Raw genomic sequence first — 16,672 nt, 5'->3', positions numbered from 1 at the left:
ACTATCCGCGATGCGCGGCGTCGAGCGCGAGATTCAACGCCAGCACGTTCACGCGCGATTCGCCGAGGATGCCGAACTGACGCCCGCTCGTATAACGGTCCACCAGTGCCTGCACATCGTTTGCGTTCATCCCGCGCGCCTTCGCGACGCGTGCGATCTGATACGCCGCCGCGGCCGGGCTGATCTCGGGATCGAGCCCGCTGGCCGACGACGTCACGAGATCGACCGGCACCGGCTGCGACATGTCGGTGCCGGCGGCCTTCAGCGCGTCGATGCGGCCTTTGACTTCATCGACAAGCGCCGGGTTGGTCGGGCCGATGTTCGAGCCTGATGAGCCTTGCGCGTTGTACGGCATCGGCGCGGTAGCCGACAGGCGACCCCAGAAATACTGCGGCGCGTCGAACTGCTGGCCGATCAGCGTCGAGCCGACCACCTTGCCGTTCACTTCGACGAGACTGCCGTTCGCCTGATCGTGGAAGGCAGCCTGCCCCACCGCGGTCATCACCGCGGGATACGCGAGACCCGTCACCGCGCTGAGCACGGCGAAGATCACGATGAGCGGACGAAATAGCGATTTCATGACGACTGTTTCCTTTTGAATGATCCGAAGCGGGCCTGATCACACCCAGCCGAACGCGGCCAGCACCATATCGATGAGCTTGATGCCGATGAACGGCACGATGATCCCGCCGAGGCCATACACCAGCAGATTGCGACGCAGCAGCACCGCGGCGCCGAGCGGGCGGTAGCGCACCCCCTTCAGCGCGAGCGGAATCAGCATCACGATGATCAGCGCGTTGAAAATCACCGCCGACATGATCGCGGACGCCGGTGTCGCGAGATGCATCACGTTCAGCGCGTTCAACGCCGGGTAGGTCGTGGCGAACGCGGCCGGAATGATCGCGAAGTACTTGGCGACGTCGTTGGCAATCGAGAACGTCGTGAGCGAGCCGCGCGTCATCAGCATCTGCTTGCCGATCTCGACGATCTCGATCAGCTTGGTCGGATTCGAATCGAGGTCGACCATGTTGCCGGCTTCCTTCGCCGCCTGCGTGCCGGTGTTCATCGCCACGGCGACGTCGGCCTGGGCGAGCGCCGGGGCGTCGTTCGTGCCGTCGCCGGTCATCGCGACGAGACGGCCCTCGGCCTGATGCGCGCGGATCGTCGAGAGCTTCGCTTCGGGCGTGGCTTCGGCGAGGAAATCGTCGACACCGGCTTCCGCTGCGATCGCCGCCGCGGTCAGCCGGTTGTCGCCCGTCACCATCACGGTCTTGATGCCCATCCTGCGCAGTTCGGCAAAGCGCTCCTTGATGCCGCCCTTCACGACGTCCTTCAGTTCGATCACACCGAGCACACGCGCCGCGCCGTCCAGTTGTTCCGCCACCACGAGCGGCGTGCTGCCGCGCCGCGCGACTTCGGCAACCGCATTGCTGATTTCCTGCGGATAGCGACCGCCGTGCGCTTCGACGTAATGCTTCACGGCATCGGCGGCGCCCTTGCGGATCTCCCGGGGGGACGCCCCGGAGGAAGGTCCCTGGGGGGACAGGTCGACGCCGCTCATCCGCGTGTGCGCGCTGAAGGCGAGGAACACCGGATGCAGCGTCGCCATATCGCGTTGACGGATGTTGAAGCGCTGCTTCGCGAGCACCACGATGCTGCGGCCTTCCGGTGTTTCGTCGGCGAGCGACGATAGCTGCGCCGCATCCGCCAGCATTTCCTCGCTGACACCGGGCGCGGGCACGAAAAGCGAAGCCTGACGGTTGCCGAGCGTGATCGTGCCGGTCTTGTCGAGCAGCAGCACGTCGACGTCGCCCGCGGCTTCCACCGCGCGGCCCGATGTGGCGATCACGTTCGCCTGCATCATGCGGCTCATGCCGGCCACGCCGATGGCGGACAGCAGGCCGCCGATCGTCGTCGGAATCAGGCACACGAGCAGCGCGACGAGCGCCGTGATCGTCACGACGTGGCCCGCTTTCGCCGCCTCGACGGCGAATATCGAGAACGGCAGAAGCGTCGCGGTAGCGAGCAGCATCACGATCGTCAGCGCGACGAGCAGGATCGTCAGCGCGATTTCGTTCGGCGTCTTCTGACGCTTCGCGCCTTCGACCATCGCGATCATGCGGTCGAGAAACGCCTCGCCCGGATTGGCCGTCACCTTCACGACGATCCAGTCCGACAGCACACGCGTGCCGCCCGTCACCGACGAAAAGTCGCCGCCCGACTCGCGGATCACCGGCGCGGATTCGCCGGTGATGGCCGATTCATCGACCGACGCGACGCCTTCGATTACTTCGCCGTCGGCCGGAATCACGTCACCGGTTTCGACGAGCACGACGTCGCCGCGGCGCAGGTCGGTAGCGGTCATGATGCGGATCGGCGACTTCGGATGCGGCTCGTTGAGCTTCTTCGCCATCACGTCTTTCTTCGCGCTGCGCAGCGACGCGGCCTGGGCCTTCGAACGGCCTTCGGCAAGCGCCTCCGCGAAGTTCGCGAACAGCACCGTGAACCATAGCCACAGCGTGACCGCGAGAATGAAACCCGCGGGCGCTTCGGCCTGGCCGGCCAGCGCGGCGACCCAGAGGATCGTCGTCAGGATGCTGCCGACGTACACACAGAACATCACCGGGTTGCGAAACTGCGTACGCGGCGTGAGTTTTCTGAAGGAGTCCGCGATCGCCGGGCGCACCAGCGCCGGGTCGAACATGGACCGGGTTGCAGAATGGTCAGTCATTTTCTTTTGTCCGAGTTCCAGTGAAATGCCACATCAATGGCCGACGATCATCATCAGATGTTCGACACCGGGCCCGAGTGCAAGGGCGGGCACGTACGTCAGCGCGCCGACCAGCAGCACCGTCCCCAGCAGCAGCACGACGAAGAGCGGGCCGTGCGTCGGTAGCGTGCCGCCCGTGACGGCGATGCGCTTTTTCGCGGCGAGCGAGCCCGCGATCGCCAGCACCGGCACGATCGAGCCGAAGCGGCCGAACCACATCGCGACACCAAGAAGCCAGTTGTAGAACGGCGTGCTCACGGTGAGGCCGGCGAAGGCGCTGCCGTTGTTGTTCGCAGCGGAACTGAACGCATAGAGGATTTCGGAGAAACCGTGCGCGCCGGGGTTCGCGATACCTGCCCTGCCCGCGTCGGCGAGCACGGCAATCGACGTGCCGACGAGCACCAGCAGCGGCGTCAGCAGCACGACGATCGACACCATCTTCATCTCGTACGCCTCGACTTTCTTGCCGACGTATTCCGGCGTGCGGCCGATCATCAGGCCCGCGACGAACACGGCGAGCAGCGCGAACACGAGCATCCCGTAAAGACCCGAGCCGACGCCGCCGAAGATCACTTCGCCGAGCTGGATCAGGAGCATCGGAATCAGCCCGCCGAGCGGTGTCAGCGAATCGTGCATGGTGTCGACCGCGCCGCACGACGCCGCGGTCGTCGCGACAGTGAAGATGCCCGACTGCGCGATGCCGAAGCGCGTCTCCTTGCCTTCCATGTTGCCGCCCGGCTGCAGCGCGTTCGCCGACTGGTCGACGTGCAATGCCGTGAGCGCCGGATTGCCGCTCTGCTCCGCGCCGGTTTCGCCCGCCACGCAGACGGCGAACGCAATCGTCATCACGGCGAGCACCGCGATGCCCTGCCTGCGGTCGGCGATCATCTGCCCGAACACGAGACACAGCGCGGCCGGAATGATCAGGATCGAGAAGATCTGCAGGAAGTTCGAGAACGGCGTCGGGTTTTCATACGGATGCGCCGAGTTGCCATTAAAGAAGCCGCCACCGTTCGTGCCGAGCATCTTGATCGCTTCCTGCGAAGCCACCGGACCCATTGCGATGGTCTGCGTCTTCACCGGCGTATCGACCGTGACCGCATTGCCCTTCGCGTCCTTCACCGGGTTGCCCTGCGCGTCGAGTTTCGGCGCGGCGTAGGTGGTGGTTTGCAGCGTCGGGACGTCCTGATACGCCTTGAAGTTCTGGATCACGCCCTGGCTCATCATCAGCGCGGCGATCACCACCGACATCGGCACGAGCACATACATCGTCACGCGCGTGAGATCGACCCAGAAGTTGCCGATGGTCTGCGCCGTATGGCGTGCGAAACCGCGAATCAGCGCGATCACGACGACGATGCCCGTTGCCGCCGACAGGAAGTTCTGCACCGTGAAGCCGAGCATCTGCGCAAGATAGCCGACCGTCTGTTCCGGCGAATAGTCCTGCCAGTTCGTGTTCGTGACGAAGCTGACGGCCGTGTTGAACGCGCCGTCGACGGTCATCGCGCCGAACTGTTGCGGATTGCCCGGCAACCAGCCCTGCACGCGCAGCAACAGATACAGGAAGGCGACGCCGAACGTGTTGAACGCGATCGTCGCGATCGCGTAGTGCTTCCAGCCCATTTCCTTCGACGGATCGACGCCCGCGACGCGATACAGCAGCCGTTCGAGCGGCGCGCCGAGGCGCACGGCGCGCGAGGTGCCGTCCATCACCTTCGTGATATGGCGCGCGACGGGCACCGCCGCCGCGAGCAGGACGATCAGGAAGAGCCCGCTTTGAAGGACATTGTTCGGGTTCATTCAATGTCCTCCGCGCGCAACAGCGCATAGACGAGATAGCCAAACAGCAACGCCGTTGCCGAGCCCGAGAGCCACAGGATCCAGGTCATGAGCGCGCTCCCTGGCCACGGCGCAACTGCATCAACTTTTCGCAGCCGGCGATCAATGCAAAGGTCAGCGCCGAAAACAGCACCAGGCCCCCGATGTACAGCACATCCATTTAGCGTTCTCCCTGTATGGACTTTGGATGCCTGCCAGGATATGCCGATGCGCGTAAAGGACGGGTCAAAGCTTCAGGCCGCTGTATAAAAAACGCGTAAACGACAAGGGCCGTGCCCGGTTTCCCGGGCACGGCCCTTGTCGTTGCGTTTCTCTTGCTGCGTTACGTCGCGCCGCTCACGTCAGGGCAGCAGCACCGTCGAGCCTGTCGTGCGACGGCCTTCCAGATCCGCGTGCGCGTTGCCCACGTCCGACAACGCGTAACGCTGGTTCACGCTCGTCTTCACCTTGCCTGTCGCGATGACGTCGAAGAGTTCGGCGGCCATCGCCTCGTAGTCGGCGCGTTTGCCCATATACGTGAAGAGCGTCGGCCGCGTGAAGAAGAGCGAACCGCGTCCGGCGAATTCGGACGAGTCGATCGGCGGCAGCGGACCCGACGCGTTGCCGAAGCTCACGAACATGCCAAGCGGCGCGAGACAGTCGAGCGACGCGGTAAACGTGTCCTTGCCGATCGAATCGTAAACAACCGGGACACCCGCGCCATTCGTGATTTCGCGCACCCGCTTCGTGAAGTTCTCGCGCGTGTAGACGATCGCGTGATCGCAACCGTGGGCCTTCGCGATTTCGGCTTTCTCGTCCGAACCGACCGTGCCGATCACCGTCGCGCCGAGTGCTTTCGCCCACTGGCACGCGAGCAGGCCGACACCGCCCGCCGCCGCCTGGATCAGGATCGTGTCGCCGGCTTTCACCGGGTACGTGCGCCGCAGCAGATATTGCGCGGTGAGTCCCTGCAGCATCACCGATGCGGCGTCTTCATAGCTGATCGCGTCAGGCAGCTTCACGACCTGCGCGGCCGGCAGCACGCGCTCCTGCGCGTACGCGCCCGGCGGGCGTGCCACATAGGCGACGCGCTCGCCCACCTTCACGCCCGTTACGCCCGCGCCGACTTCCGTCACTTCGCCGGCGGCTTCCATGCCGAGCCCGCCCGGCAGCGGCAGCGGATACAGGCCGGTGCGAAAATACACATCGATGTAGTTGAGGCCGACCGCATGCTGACGGATGCGGATTTCGCCGTCACCCGGCTTGCCCACGTCGACGTCGACCCATTTCATTACTTCCGGGCCGCCTGTCCTGTCGAATCGGATCGCTTTCGTCATGGTGTCTCCTGATGTTGCGACTGGCTGGAAAGATCAGTGTGTCAGAGCCCGCGTCAGACCTTCTGCGTGAGACGCAGCGTCAGCACGTCGAGAATCATCCGCGCGGTCGAAATGTTCGTCGCGCACGGAATGTTGTGCACGTCGCAGGCACGAACGAGCGCGTTGATGTCCGGTTCGTGCGGCTGCGGCGTCATCGGATCGCGCAGGAAGATCACCATGTCGACCCGGCCTTCCGCGAGCTGCGCGCCGATCTGCAGGTCGCCGCCGTGCGGCCCCGACAGCATCCGCTCGACCGTCAGCCCGTGCGCCGCGGCGATCCGCGAACCGGTCGTGCCCGTCGCGAGGAGTTCGCAGCGCGCGAGCGTGTCGACGTATTCGCCGGAGAGCTGGACGATGTCGTCCTTCTTGTGATCGTGCGCGATGAGCGCGACGCGGGTGGTCATGAAGCCATACTCCTGAGTGTGCTGTTATGGTTGGGTAATGCGATCAAGCGGCGATCAAACGTGACCCGCGACGACGGATATCAGAACGTGCCTGGATACGATCCTCCGTCGATCAGCCAGTTCTGGCCGGTAATGTAACCCGCATGCGTGCTGCACAGGAACGCGCAGGCGCGGCCGAACTCGTCGGGCGTGCCGAAACGGCCTGCCGGAATCGACGCCATCCGGCGCTTGCGCGACTCCTCGATCGAGATGTCCTGCGCTTTCGCCTGCGCCGCCATCGTGGCGGCGATGCGGTCGGTGTCGAACATGCCCGGCAGCAGGTTATTGATCGTCACGCCCTGCGGCGCAACCTTGCGCGCGAGACCCGCGACGAAACCCGTCAGCCCCGAGCGCGCGCCATTCGAAAGACCGAGCACGTCGATCGGTGCCTTGACCGCCGAACTCGTGATGTTGACGATGCGGCCGAACCCGCGGCCGATCATGCCGTCGATCGTCGCGCGCATCAGTTCGATCGGCGTCAGCATGTTGGCTTCGAGCGCGCGGATCCAGTCGTCGTGTGTGAACTGGCGAAAGTCGCCCGGCGGCGGGCCGCCCGCGTTGTTGATGAGAATGTCCGGCTGCGGACACGCGGCAAGCGCGGCCGCGCGCCCTTCGGGCGTGGTGATGTCGCAGGCGACGGTTTTCACGTCGACGCCGCTCGCCGCGCGGATCGCGGCGGCGGTGGCCTCGAGCGTCTGCGCCGTGCGCGCGACGATGACGACGTTCACACCTTCGGCGGCGAGCGCTTCGGCGCAACCCCGTCCGAGGCCCTTGCTTGCCGCGCACACCAGCGCGGTCCGTCCTGCGATGCCCAGATCCATTTCCGTATCCTTTCTGTCAGTGTGTCAGTGTCGAGGCTTCAGTATCGAAAGCTCAATAACGGCCGGGCCGGCCTGCCTTGCGGCCCCGTGGCGACCATGCGGCGACCTTGCGGCGGCGCTGATGCCCCGATTCTAGAAGAATCGACGGCGTGCTGCCGGTGCCTGCCTTGCAATCTCCGGTATCTTCCTGCGGCACTTTCGGTAAACTTGCAGCCGTGGCGCGCGCTGCCGGCCGGTTTCCGGCGCAAGGCGACGCGCCAGCCGATCCCTCTTGCCGCCGCCCGCGCATACGCCATGACACAGGACAGCCGTTTCCCCAATCTTTTCATCCTCGATCACCCGCTGATCCAGCACAAGCTGTCGCACATGCGCGACCGGGACACGTCCACGCGCACGTTCCGCGAACTGCTGCGCGAAATCACGCTGCTGATGGGCTACGAAATCACCCGCAACCTGCCGATGACCACCCGTCCGGTCTCGACGCCGCTCGTCGACATCGACGCACCGGTGATCGCGGGCAAGAAGCTCGCGATCGTGCCGGTGCTGCGCGCGGGCATCGGGATGTCGGACGGCCTGCTGGAGCTGATTCCGTCGGCGCGTGTCGGCCACATCGGCGTGTATCGCGCCGACGATCACCGGCCGGTGGAATACCTCGTGCGCCTGCCGGACCTGGAAGACCGGATCTTCATCCTGTGCGATCCGATGGTCGCGACCGGCTATTCGGCGGCGCACGCCGTCGACGTGCTCAAGCGCCGCGACGTGCCGGGCGAAAACATCATGTTCCTCGCGCTGGTGGCCGCGCCCGAAGGCGTCCAGGTGTTCCAGGACGCGCATCCGGACGTGAAGCTGTACGTCGCTTCGCTCGATTCGCACCTGAACGAGCACGCGTATATCGTGCCCGGTCTGGGCGACGCCGGCGACCGTCTGTTCGGCACCAAGAACTGACGGGGCGGAGTGGCGGCGTCAGGCCGGCACTACGGAAAGCTCGAGGCGCTTGCCCAGCGCCGCGAATGCCGAGGCGATCGTGTCGATCTTCGTCACGTGACCGATATCGATGACACGCTGGATTTCCTGCGGCCGGGTATGAAGGCGTCTCGCCAGTTCGGCCGGTGAAACCTTTTGCATGAGCATTTCGTTCAGCAACAGGACCTTCGCGGCCAGACTTGCCGGCAGCTCGATCAGCGCTTCTCCGCGCCGGGGTTTTGAAGGCGCAGGCACCGGGCGCTTGTCCTCGAAATAAAAATCCATCGCCGTGGCCAGCGCGTCGACGGCCATTTCCCGCGCTTCGTCGAGCGTCGCGCCCGACGTTAGCGCTTCCGGAATATCACGGAACGAAACGGTGAAGCCGGCCTCGTCCCTTTCGATGTGGGCGGGATAACGAAACATGTAACTCTCCGTGTGTCATGTTCCCGGGCAGTCAGCACGGGTCATCAGCAAGCCCCTTGCGGGGCCTGGCCTTATTTACAGTTCAACTGCTCCAGAATGGCCTTTCGAAGCGGCTCAGAAATCTCATGAGCGGGATGCCGTGGCATCGTGGTCTGCCGACTGTTCAGATATACCTTCAAATGCTTTGTGCCCTGTTCGAAAGTTGCCCCACGGTCAGCGAGCCAGCGTTTGAACTCGCGTTGTTTCACCTTCCCCCCTGTGTCCGTGAACACCGTGACAAATATAAGCAAAAATGTTTATATTTGCAATCACTGCTTCCGCCTGCATCAAACCCGCCGCATTTCCCCGCCCTGACCCCCTGCCGCCCCACGCCGGCATGATAAAATTCGAATCCGCTCATCACGCGGCGCAAACCGGCCTCCACGCTGCGAGGCGCGCCTGACGCGTCTGTACGCGCGTGTGATCAGGCAACGAAAACGCATCGACAATCGGATTAATGCGTGCACCTCACTGGCGCATGCGACGGAGAAAGTAATGGCGGGTCATTCGAAATGGGCCAACATCAAGCATAAGAAAGCGGCGACCGATGCCAAACGCGGCAAAGTCTGGACGCGGCTGATCAAGGAAATTCAGGTCGCGGCCCGCATGGGCGGGGGCGACGCCGACACGAACCCGCGTCTGCGGCTCGCCGTCGACAAGGCGTACGACGCCAACATGCCGAAGGACAACATCAACCGCGCGATCCAGCGCGGCGTGGGCGGCGTTGACGGCGCGACCTACGAGGAAATCCGCTACGAAGGCTACGGCATCGGCGGCGCGGCGATCATCGTCGACACGATGACCGACAACCGCACGCGTACGGTCGCGGAAGTGCGCCACGCGTTCTCGAAGTTCGGCGGCAACATGGGCACGGACGGCTCGGTGTCGTTCATGTTCGATCACGTCGGCCAGTTCCTGTTCGCGCCCGGCACGCCGGAAGACACGCTGATGGAAGCCGCGCTCGAAGCCGGCGCGGACGACGTCGTCACGAACGACGACGGCAGCATCGAAGTGGTCTGCCCGGCGAACGATTTCCCGAAGGTGAAGGCTGCGCTCGAAGCTGCCGGCTTCAAGGCAGAAGTAGCGGAAGTCACGATGAAGCCGCAAACGGAAGTCGAATTCACCGGCGACGACGCAGCAAAAATGCAGAAACTGCTCGACGCCCTGGAAAACCTGGACGACGTGCAGGAAGTCTATACAAACGCCGCCATCGCCGACGAATAACCGGTGCGCGGCACGGCCGGGTGCCTTCTGCGCGGCCACCACCGGTTGTGCGCCCTGTGCGCCGCGGCGGGCGAGACGGCGGCGGCGATGCGATGCGATGCGCCACGCGCGTCGCACAGGTCGTGCGGCGACGGCCGGCAGCGCGGTGGTCGCGCCTCGTGGGGTCGATCGGCGAAGTTGCAGCGCAGGGTGCAGTTGTTGCGGCAAACCACGGCTGATGCGTGCGTATCAGCCGTCATTGTTTTTTAGTCTTCGGGGAATCACATGAAGTTACTCGTCGTCGGGTCCGGCGGTCGCGAACACGCGCTCGCATGGAAGCTCGCGCAGTCGCCGCGCGTTCAGCTTGTCTACGTGGCTCCAGGCAACGGCGGCACCGCGCAGGACGAGCGTCTGCGCAACGTCGATATCACCGACCTGAACGAGCTTGCTGATTTCGTCGAGAAAGAACAGATCGCCTTCACGCTGGTCGGGCCGGAAACGCCGCTCGCCGCCGGCATCGTCAATCTGTTCCGCTCGCGTGGTCTGAAGATTTTCGGGCCGTCGAGGGAAGCGGCACAACTCGAAAGCTCGAAAGATTTCGCGAAGGCCTTCATGAAGCGCCACGCGATCCCGACCGCCGAATACGAAACGTTCGCCGATGTCGCCGCCGCGCACGCGTATCTGGATTCGAAGGGCGCGCCGATCGTCATCAAGGCCGATGGCCTCGCCGCCGGCAAGGGCGTCGTGGTCGCGACCACGCTTGAGGAAGCGCATACCGCCGTCGACATGATGCTGTCCGACAACAAGCTGGGCGACGCCGGCGCGCGCGTCGTGATCGAGGAATTCCTGGAAGGCGAGGAAGCGAGCTTCATCGTGATGGTCGACGGCAAGCACGTGCTGCCGCTGGCGTCGAGCCAGGATCACAAGCGTCTGCTGGACGACGATCAGGGTCCGAACACGGGCGGCATGGGCGCCTATTCGCCGGCGCCGATCGTCACGCCGCAACTGCATGCGCGCGTCATGCGCGAGATCATCCTGCCCACCGTGCGCGGCATGGAAAAAGAAGGCATCCGGTTCACCGGTTTCCTGTACGCCGGCCTGATGATCGACGCGCAGGGCAATCCGAAGACCCTCGAATTCAACTGCCGCATGGGCGACCCGGAAACGCAGCCGATCATGGCGCGCCTGAAGGGCGATTTCTCGAAGGTCGTCGAGCAGGCGATCGCGGGCACGCTCGATACGGTCGAACTGGAATGGGATCGCCGCACGGCGCTGGGCGTCGTGCTGGCCGCGCACAACTATCCCGATACGCCGCACAAGGGCGACCGCATCAGCGACATCCCCGCTGAATCCGCCGATTCCGTGACGTTCCACGCCGGCACGACGCTGAAAGACGGCAAGCTGACGACGTCGGGCGGACGCGTGCTGTGCGTGGTCGGTCTGGCGGATTCGGTACGCAGCGCGCAATCGGTGGCCTACGAAACGATCAACCAGATCTCGTTCGACGGCATGCAGTATCGTCGCGACATCGGTTATCGCGCAGTCAACCGCAAGCACTGAAGCCGCACCGCAGCATGGCGCGCTTCGCGGGGAACGCTACACTTCGGGATGTCCCGCGGCGTGGCGGCGTGACCGGAAGCGCGCGGGCGCCCCTGCCCGTCCCATCACCGCCCACTCATGAACCCGCGGCCTGACGTTTCTGGCCGCCGACCAGCACCCATGACCGATTCAACCTGTGACGTACAGGCCGTCCGCGTGTGGCTCGAAAGCCTGCAGACGCACATCGCCGACACGCTCGGCGCCTTCGACGGCAAGCCCTTTGCGACCGACGCATGGCAGCGCGCGCCCGGCGAAAAGCTGCGCGGCGGCGGCGTCACGCGCATTCTCGAAGGCGGCAACTTCTTCGAGCGCGCGGGCATCGGCTTTTCGGACGTCGCCGGCGATGCGCTGCCCGGCTCGGCCAGCGCGGCGCGGCCGCAGCTTGCCGGACGTGGTTTTGAAGCGATGGGCGTGTCGCTCGTGCTGCATCCGCACAATCCGTATTGTCCGACAGTCCACATGAATGTGCGTATGCTGATCGCGACGAAGGCGGGCGAGGCGCCCGTGTTCTGGTTCGGCGGCGGCATGGATCTGACGCCCTGCTATGGTTACGAGGAAGACGCGCGGCACTTTCATACGGCCTGCCGCGATTCGCTCCAGCCTTACGGCGCGGACCTGTACCCGCGCTTCAAGCAATGGTGCGACGAGTATTTCTTCCTCAAGCATCGCAACGAGCCGCGCGGCATTGGCGGGATTTTCTTCGACGATTTCGCCGAACTGGGCTTCGAGCGTTCGTTCGAGATGGTGAAAAGCGTCGGCGATGCGTTGCTGAACGCGTATCTGCCGATCGTCGAAAAACGCCGCGCAGAGCCGTATGGCCAGGCCGAGCGCGATTTCCAGGCGTATCGGCGTGGCCGTTATGTCGAGTTCAACCTGGTCTTCGACCGTGGCACACTGTTTGGGCTGCAAAGCGGCGGACGCACGGAATCCATCCTGATGTCGATGCCGCCCGTGGTGAACTGGCGCTATAACTGGCAGCCCGAACCCGGCACGCCGGAAGCGCGCCTGTATTCCGATTTTCTCGTGCCGCGCGAGTGGGTTTGAGGCGGGCCTGCGCCCGCCATCCGGCCTGAACACATCGTCACGAAAGGACTTGCACCTGAATCCGAACGCTCATCCTGTCGCGCTGCCTCGCCGGATCGGTCTGCTCGGCGGCACGTTCGATCCTATCCACGACGGCCACCTCGCGCTCGCGCGGCGTTTCGCCGACGTGCTGCGTCTGACGGAACTCGTGCTCCTGCCCGCCGGCCAGCCGTGGCAGAAAGCGGGCGTGTCGGCGGCGAAACACCGGCTGGCGATGACGCGTGCGGCGGCTCGCTCGCTCGTGCTGCCGGGCGTGAAGACAAGCGTCGCGACCGACGAGGTCGAGCACGCAGGCCCGACCTACACCGTCCGCACGCTGCAACGCTGGCGCGAGCGGGAAGGCGCGAACGTATCGCTGTCACTGCTGGTCGGCGCCGACCAGCTCGTGCACCTCGACACGTGGCATGACTGGAAACGGCTCTTCGACTACGCGCATATCTGCGCGGCGACGCGGCCCGGTTTTGAATTGACGACGATCCCGCCAGTGGTGGCCGACGAGATCGCCGCGCGCAAGGCCAGCGCGGAAGTTTTGCAGGGCACCCCCTGCGGCCATCTGCTGATCGATACGACGCTTGCGTTCGACGTTTCGGCCACCGACATCCGCTCGCACCTGCGCGAGCGGCTCCAGCACCACGCGGGCGGCAACACCCAGGACATCGCCGTGAGCCATGTGCCTGAAGCCGTGTGGGACTATATTCTTCAACATCATCTGTACCATCGGTAAACAATGGATATTCGCAAACTGCAACGCGTGATCGTCGACGCCCTCGAAGACGTGAAAGCGCAAAACATCAAGGTGTTCAACACCAGCCATCTGACCTCGCTGTTCGACCGCGTGATCGTCGCGAGCGGCACATCGAACCGGCAGACCAAATCGCTCGCCTCCAGCGTGCGTGAGAAGGTCAAGGAAAATGGCGGCGACGTGATCAGCACCGAAGGCGAGGATATCGGCGAATGGGTGCTGGTCGATTGCGGCGACGCGGTCGTGCACATCCTGCAACCGGCGCTGCGCCAGTACTACAACCTCGAGGAAATCTGGGGCGACAAGCCGGTGCGCATCAAGCTGTCGACGCCGAATCCGTTCGGCGGCGCGAGCGCAAGCGAACCGCTCGACGACGAGGAAGAAGACGAAGCGCCGGCGGCAAAGCCCGCACGCAAGGCCCCGGCACGTCGTCGCTGAGCGCTGGCAGGAGCCTGCGGTGAAGCTGCATATCCTGGCCGTCGGCCACAAGATGCCCGACTGGATCGCGACCGGCTTCGACGAGTACACGAAGCGCATGCCACCCGAGCTGCGCATCGAGTTACGCGAGATCAAGCCGGAGCAGCGCTCGTCTGGCCGTCCGGCCGGGAGCGTGATGGCCGCCGAGCGCGTGAAAATCGAAGCCGCGTTGCCGAAGAACGCGCGCATCGTCGCACTCGACGAACGCGGCCGCGACTGGACCACGATGCAGCTGGCGGAGGCCCTGCCCGGCTGGCAGCAGGATGGGCGCGACGTCGCGTTTCTGATCGGCGGCGCGGACGGGCTCGATCCGGAACTGAAGGCGCGCGCCGACATGATGCTGCGCGTCTCGAGCCTCACGCTGCCGCATGCGATGGTTCGCGTGCTGCTCGCCGAACAGCTTTACCGCGCGTGGACCATCACGCAGAATCACCCCTATCACCGCGCGTGAGCGCCGGGCGACCGACAAGCCGACGATCCCGATTTCGATCCCACAATGTGACGATCCCGCTTCGCTCCGGTCGCGCGGTATGCGCCACAAGCGATTCGCTTTCACGAGATCCGTTCATGACTTCGTCGTCCGCTGCGTCTTATCCCTTCGTCTATCTCGCCTCGCAAAGTCCGCGCCGTCAGGAGCTGCTTCAGCAACTTGGCGTGCATTTCGAACTGTTGCTGCCTCGCCCCGATGAAGACGCCGAAGCGCTCGAAGCCGAACTGCCCGGCGAGCGCGCGCATCATTACGTGATGCGTGTGTGTGTCGCGAAAGCCGGAGCGGCACGCGCGCGGCTTGCCGCGAGCGGTCATGCGAACGCGCCGATTCTGGTTGCGGACACAACCGTCACCATCGACGACGCGATTCTCGGCAAACCCGCCGGCGCCGACGATGCCGTTGCGATGCTCACACGTCTTGCCGGACGCGATCACGAAGTGCTGACGGCCGTCGCCGTGGTGGCCGCGGACGGCACGCTGCTGCCCGCCGTGCTGTCGACTTCACGCGTGCGCTTCACGGCCGTCGAAGCCGCTGCGCTGCGGCGCTACGTCGCCACCGGCGAGCCGCTCGGCAAGGCTGGCGCTTACGGCGTGCAGGGCCGCGCGGCGGAGTTTATCGAGCATATCGACGGGTCCTATTCAGGTATCATGGGTTTGCCGCTTTTTGAAACCGCTGCCCTCCTGCGCGCAGCGCGCATCGACTTCTAGAACAAGACCATGAATGAAGAAATCCTGATTAACGTCACGCCCCAGGAAACGCGCGTCGCGCTCGTCCAGCAGGGCGCTGTGCAGGAGCTTCATGTCGAGCGCACGCTCTCGCGTGGCCGCGTCGGCAACGTGTATCTCGGCAAGGTCGTCCGCGTGCTGCCGGGCATGCAGTCCGCCTTCATCGATATCGGGCTCGAACGTGCGGCGTTTCTTCACGTGGCCGACATCTGGCATCCGCGCATTGCGGGCGAACCGCAGCATCAGGCGCCGCATCAACCGATCGAGAAGATCGTGTTCGAAGGCCAGTCGCTGATGGTGCAGGTCGTGAAGGATCCGATCGGCACGAAGGGCGCGCGGCTTTCGACGCAGGTCAGCATCGCGGGCCGCACGCTCGTCTATCTGCCGCAGGAACCGCATATCGGCATCTCGCAGAAAATCGAAAGCGAAGCCGAGCGCGAAGCGATCCGCGCGCGGCTCACCGCCGTGCTGCCCGTCGACGAGAAAGGCGGCTACATCGTGCGCACCATCGCCGAAGATTCGACCAGCGAAGAACTCGCCGCCGACGTCGCGTACCTGCGCAAGACATGGACGACGATCGTCTCGCAAGGTCAGCGCATGCCGTCCACGAGCCTGCTGTATCAGGACCTGAATCTCGCGCAACGGGTGCTGCGCGACTTCGTCAACGATGAGACATCGCGCATCCAGGTCGATTCACGCGAAACGTTCCAGATGCTTGCCGAGTTCGCGGCCGAATTCACGCCGGCGGTATCGCCGAAGCTGCATCACTACACCGGCGAGCGGCCGCTCTTCGATCTGTACAACATCGAGACGGAAATCCAGCGTGCGCTGTCACGGCGCGTCGATCTGAAATCGGGCGGCTATCTGGTGATCGACCAGACCGAAGCGATGACGACCATCGACGTGAACACCGGTGGCTACGTCGGTGCGCGCAATTTCGACGATACGATCTTCAAGACGAACCTCGAAGCGGCGCACACGATCGCGCGGCAACTGCGTCTGCGCAACCTGGGTGGCGTGATCATCATCGACTTCATCGACATGGAAAACCTCGAGCATCGTGACCAGGTGCTCGGCGAACTGAAGAAGGCGCTCTCGCGCGATCGCACACGGGTGACCGTGAACGGTTTCTCGCAGCTCGGCCTCGTGGAAATGACGCGCAAGCGCACGCGCGAATCGCTCGCGCATGTGCTGTGCGAGCCGTGCCCGGTGTGTCTCGGCAAGGGCCAGGTCAAGACGCCGCGCACAGTCTGCTACGACGTACTGCGCGAGATTCTGCGCGAATCGCGTCAGTTCAATCCGCGCGAGTTTCGCGTCGTCGCTTCGCAGCAGGTGATCGATCTCTTTCTCGAAGAAGAATCGCAACATCTGGCGATGCTGATCGACTTTATCGGCAAGCCGGTGTCGTTGCAGGTGGAGTCGAATCTGAGTCAGGAACAGTACGATATCGTTCTGATGTAATCGCCTCCGAAGGGGCCGCGTGTTTTCATGCGCAGTCCCTTTGACTGGTTGCTGTTCACTCGCGGCTTGCCAGTCTGGCCACGATCGTGCCAATTGGGCAAAGCAGATTGCCCTGCATCGCCTGCAAGTCTCCCTCCGTTTGCCATCGTGCCGCATGCCTCGTGCATCGGCGCCCGGGTGATCCCGTACTGTTTTTTATTGAGATAGTTGGCAGAATGCGAAATCCGTTCTACAGTAAT

The 16,672-nt window shown here is 64.3% G+C and carries 18 protein-coding genes; 9 read left to right on the top strand and 9 right to left on the bottom strand.

Features of this window, described 5'->3' with window-relative positions; genetic code table 11:
- Window position 1: 1 nt before the first annotated feature.
- From kdpC to LPA34_RS21320, 8 genes are all read right to left on the bottom strand, one after another.
- On the bottom strand, window positions 2–580 hold the full coding sequence (gene kdpC / locus LPA34_RS21355; protein ID WP_228981950.1) for a potassium-transporting ATPase subunit KdpC: 579 nt from the start codon (window positions 578–580) through the stop codon (window positions 2–4).
- Between the two features lie 39 nt (window positions 581–619).
- Window positions 620–2,731: a potassium-transporting ATPase subunit KdpB gene (gene kdpB / locus LPA34_RS21350; RefSeq protein WP_228981949.1), complete on the bottom strand. Its 2,112-nt coding sequence runs from the start codon at window positions 2,729–2,731 to the stop codon at window positions 620–622.
- 33 nt (window positions 2,732–2,764) lie between these two features.
- Complete coding sequence (gene kdpA, locus LPA34_RS21345; protein WP_228981946.1) at window positions 2,765–4,570, bottom strand: potassium-transporting ATPase subunit KdpA; 1,806 nt, start codon at window positions 4,568–4,570, stop codon at window positions 2,765–2,767.
- A complete protein-coding gene (kdpF, locus tag LPA34_RS21340) occupies window positions 4,567–4,659 on the bottom strand; it encodes a K(+)-transporting ATPase subunit F (RefSeq protein ID WP_228981944.1) in 93 nt (30 codons plus the stop codon). Before kdpF ends, kdpA begins: the two co-directional genes overlap by 4 nt.
- Entirely contained in the window at window positions 4,656–4,769 is a 114-nt protein-coding gene (locus tag LPA34_RS21335) for a potassium ABC transporter ATPase (RefSeq protein ID WP_228981939.1), read from the bottom strand. Before LPA34_RS21335 ends, kdpF begins: the two co-directional genes overlap by 4 nt.
- A gap of 181 nt (window positions 4,770–4,950) precedes the next feature.
- On the bottom strand, window positions 4,951–5,925 hold the full coding sequence (locus LPA34_RS21330) for a quinone oxidoreductase family protein (RefSeq protein ID WP_228981937.1): 975 nt from the start codon (window positions 5,923–5,925) through the stop codon (window positions 4,951–4,953).
- Window positions 5,926–5,978: 53 nt separating this feature from the next.
- Complete coding sequence (locus tag LPA34_RS21325) at window positions 5,979–6,368, bottom strand: methylglyoxal synthase (RefSeq protein WP_228981935.1); 390 nt, start codon at window positions 6,366–6,368, stop codon at window positions 5,979–5,981.
- An 80-nt stretch (window positions 6,369–6,448) separates the two neighbouring features.
- Window positions 6,449–7,228 carry an SDR family oxidoreductase gene (locus tag LPA34_RS21320; RefSeq protein WP_228981933.1) on the bottom strand — a complete coding sequence of 260 codons (780 nt, stop codon included), beginning with the start codon at window positions 7,226–7,228 and terminating at the stop codon, window positions 6,449–6,451.
- Window positions 7,229–7,522: 294 nt separating this feature from the next.
- Here LPA34_RS21320 and upp point away from each other — a divergent pair, with 294 nt between their 5' ends.
- Window positions 7,523–8,173 carry a uracil phosphoribosyltransferase gene (gene upp / locus LPA34_RS21315; RefSeq protein WP_228981931.1) on the top strand — a complete coding sequence of 217 codons (651 nt, stop codon included), beginning with the start codon at window positions 7,523–7,525 and terminating at the stop codon, window positions 8,171–8,173.
- Between the two features lie 18 nt (window positions 8,174–8,191).
- Here the strand turns inward: upp and LPA34_RS21310 are convergent, their stop codons facing one another.
- Window positions 8,192–8,614, bottom strand: coding sequence for a type II toxin-antitoxin system HicB family antitoxin (locus LPA34_RS21310; RefSeq protein WP_228981929.1), 423 nt, complete (start codon window positions 8,612–8,614; stop codon window positions 8,192–8,194).
- A 534-nt stretch (window positions 8,615–9,148) separates the two neighbouring features.
- Here LPA34_RS21310 and LPA34_RS21300 point away from each other — a divergent pair.
- The 8 genes from LPA34_RS21300 (at window position 9,149) to rng (ending at window position 16,433) form a co-directional block, all read left to right on the top strand.
- A complete protein-coding gene (locus LPA34_RS21300) occupies window positions 9,149–9,877 on the top strand; it encodes a YebC/PmpR family DNA-binding transcriptional regulator (RefSeq protein WP_228981922.1) in 729 nt (242 codons plus the stop codon).
- A gap of 264 nt (window positions 9,878–10,141) precedes the next feature.
- On the top strand, window positions 10,142–11,416 hold the full coding sequence (gene purD / locus LPA34_RS21295; RefSeq protein WP_228981921.1) for a phosphoribosylamine--glycine ligase: 1,275 nt from the start codon (window positions 10,142–10,144) through the stop codon (window positions 11,414–11,416).
- 159 nt (window positions 11,417–11,575) lie between these two features.
- Entirely contained in the window at window positions 11,576–12,499 is a 924-nt protein-coding gene (gene hemF / locus LPA34_RS21290; RefSeq protein ID WP_228981920.1) for an oxygen-dependent coproporphyrinogen oxidase, read from the top strand.
- A gap of 49 nt (window positions 12,500–12,548) precedes the next feature.
- The gene (locus LPA34_RS21285) at window positions 12,549–13,262 is read left to right on the top strand and encodes a nicotinate-nucleotide adenylyltransferase (RefSeq protein ID WP_228981918.1); all 714 of its coding nucleotides are present in this window, start codon (window positions 12,549–12,551) and stop codon (window positions 13,260–13,262) included.
- Between the two features lie 3 nt (window positions 13,263–13,265).
- Window positions 13,266–13,718, top strand: coding sequence for a ribosome silencing factor (gene rsfS, locus LPA34_RS21280; protein ID WP_228981916.1), 453 nt, complete (start codon window positions 13,266–13,268; stop codon window positions 13,716–13,718).
- A 19-nt stretch (window positions 13,719–13,737) separates the two neighbouring features.
- Window positions 13,738–14,208 (top strand): 23S rRNA (pseudouridine(1915)-N(3))-methyltransferase RlmH, encoded by a 471-nt coding sequence (gene rlmH, locus LPA34_RS21275; protein ID WP_228981914.1) that lies wholly within the window; start codon window positions 13,738–13,740, stop codon window positions 14,206–14,208.
- A gap of 116 nt (window positions 14,209–14,324) precedes the next feature.
- The gene (locus tag LPA34_RS21270; RefSeq protein ID WP_228981911.1) at window positions 14,325–14,954 is read left to right on the top strand and encodes a Maf family protein; all 630 of its coding nucleotides are present in this window, start codon (window positions 14,325–14,327) and stop codon (window positions 14,952–14,954) included.
- Between the two features lie 9 nt (window positions 14,955–14,963).
- Window positions 14,964–16,433, top strand: a complete 1,470-nt coding sequence (gene rng, locus LPA34_RS21265) for a ribonuclease G (protein WP_228981907.1) — start codon at window positions 14,964–14,966, stop codon at window positions 16,431–16,433.
- Window positions 16,434–16,672 lie beyond the last annotated feature (239 nt).

Origin of the sequence: Paraburkholderia gardini, from assembly GCF_907164575.1 — a bacterium.
GTDB lineage: Bacteria > Pseudomonadota > Gammaproteobacteria > Burkholderiales > Burkholderiaceae > Paraburkholderia > Paraburkholderia gardini.
This window is presented reverse-complemented; position numbering and strand designations above follow the sequence as displayed.

Coding starts and splice junctions, on each gene's coding strand:
- LPA34_RS21325 (WP_228981935.1), bottom strand. CDS start 6,368: ATGACCACCCGCGTCGCGCTCATCGCGCACGATCACAAGAAGGACGAC.
- kdpC (WP_228981950.1), bottom strand. CDS start 580: ATGAAATCGCTATTTCGTCCGCTCATCGTGATCTTCGCCGTGCTCAGC.
- LPA34_RS21310 (WP_228981929.1), bottom strand. CDS start 8,614: ATGTTTCGTTATCCCGCCCACATCGAAAGGGACGAGGCCGGCTTCACC.
- purD (WP_228981921.1), top strand. CDS start 10,142: ATGAAGTTACTCGTCGTCGGGTCCGGCGGTCGCGAACACGCGCTCGCA.
- LPA34_RS21335 (WP_228981939.1), bottom strand. CDS start 4,769: ATGGATGTGCTGTACATCGGGGGCCTGGTGCTGTTTTCGGCGCTGACC.
- kdpB (WP_228981949.1), bottom strand. CDS start 2,731: ATGACTGACCATTCTGCAACCCGGTCCATGTTCGACCCGGCGCTGGTG.
- hemF (WP_228981920.1), top strand. CDS start 11,576: ATGACCGATTCAACCTGTGACGTACAGGCCGTCCGCGTGTGGCTCGAA.
- LPA34_RS21300 (WP_228981922.1), top strand. CDS start 9,149: ATGGCGGGTCATTCGAAATGGGCCAACATCAAGCATAAGAAAGCGGCG.
- rng (WP_228981907.1), top strand. CDS start 14,964: ATGAATGAAGAAATCCTGATTAACGTCACGCCCCAGGAAACGCGCGTC.
- LPA34_RS21270 (WP_228981911.1), top strand. CDS start 14,325: ATGACTTCGTCGTCCGCTGCGTCTTATCCCTTCGTCTATCTCGCCTCG.
- LPA34_RS21320 (WP_228981933.1), bottom strand. CDS start 7,228: ATGGATCTGGGCATCGCAGGACGGACCGCGCTGGTGTGCGCGGCAAGC.
- upp (WP_228981931.1), top strand. CDS start 7,523: ATGACACAGGACAGCCGTTTCCCCAATCTTTTCATCCTCGATCACCCG.
- kdpA (WP_228981946.1), bottom strand. CDS start 4,570: ATGAACCCGAACAATGTCCTTCAAAGCGGGCTCTTCCTGATCGTCCTG.
- LPA34_RS21330 (WP_228981937.1), bottom strand. CDS start 5,925: ATGACGAAAGCGATCCGATTCGACAGGACAGGCGGCCCGGAAGTAATG.
- rsfS (WP_228981916.1), top strand. CDS start 13,266: ATGGATATTCGCAAACTGCAACGCGTGATCGTCGACGCCCTCGAAGAC.
- kdpF (WP_228981944.1), bottom strand. CDS start 4,659: ATGACCTGGATCCTGTGGCTCTCGGGCTCGGCAACGGCGTTGCTGTTT.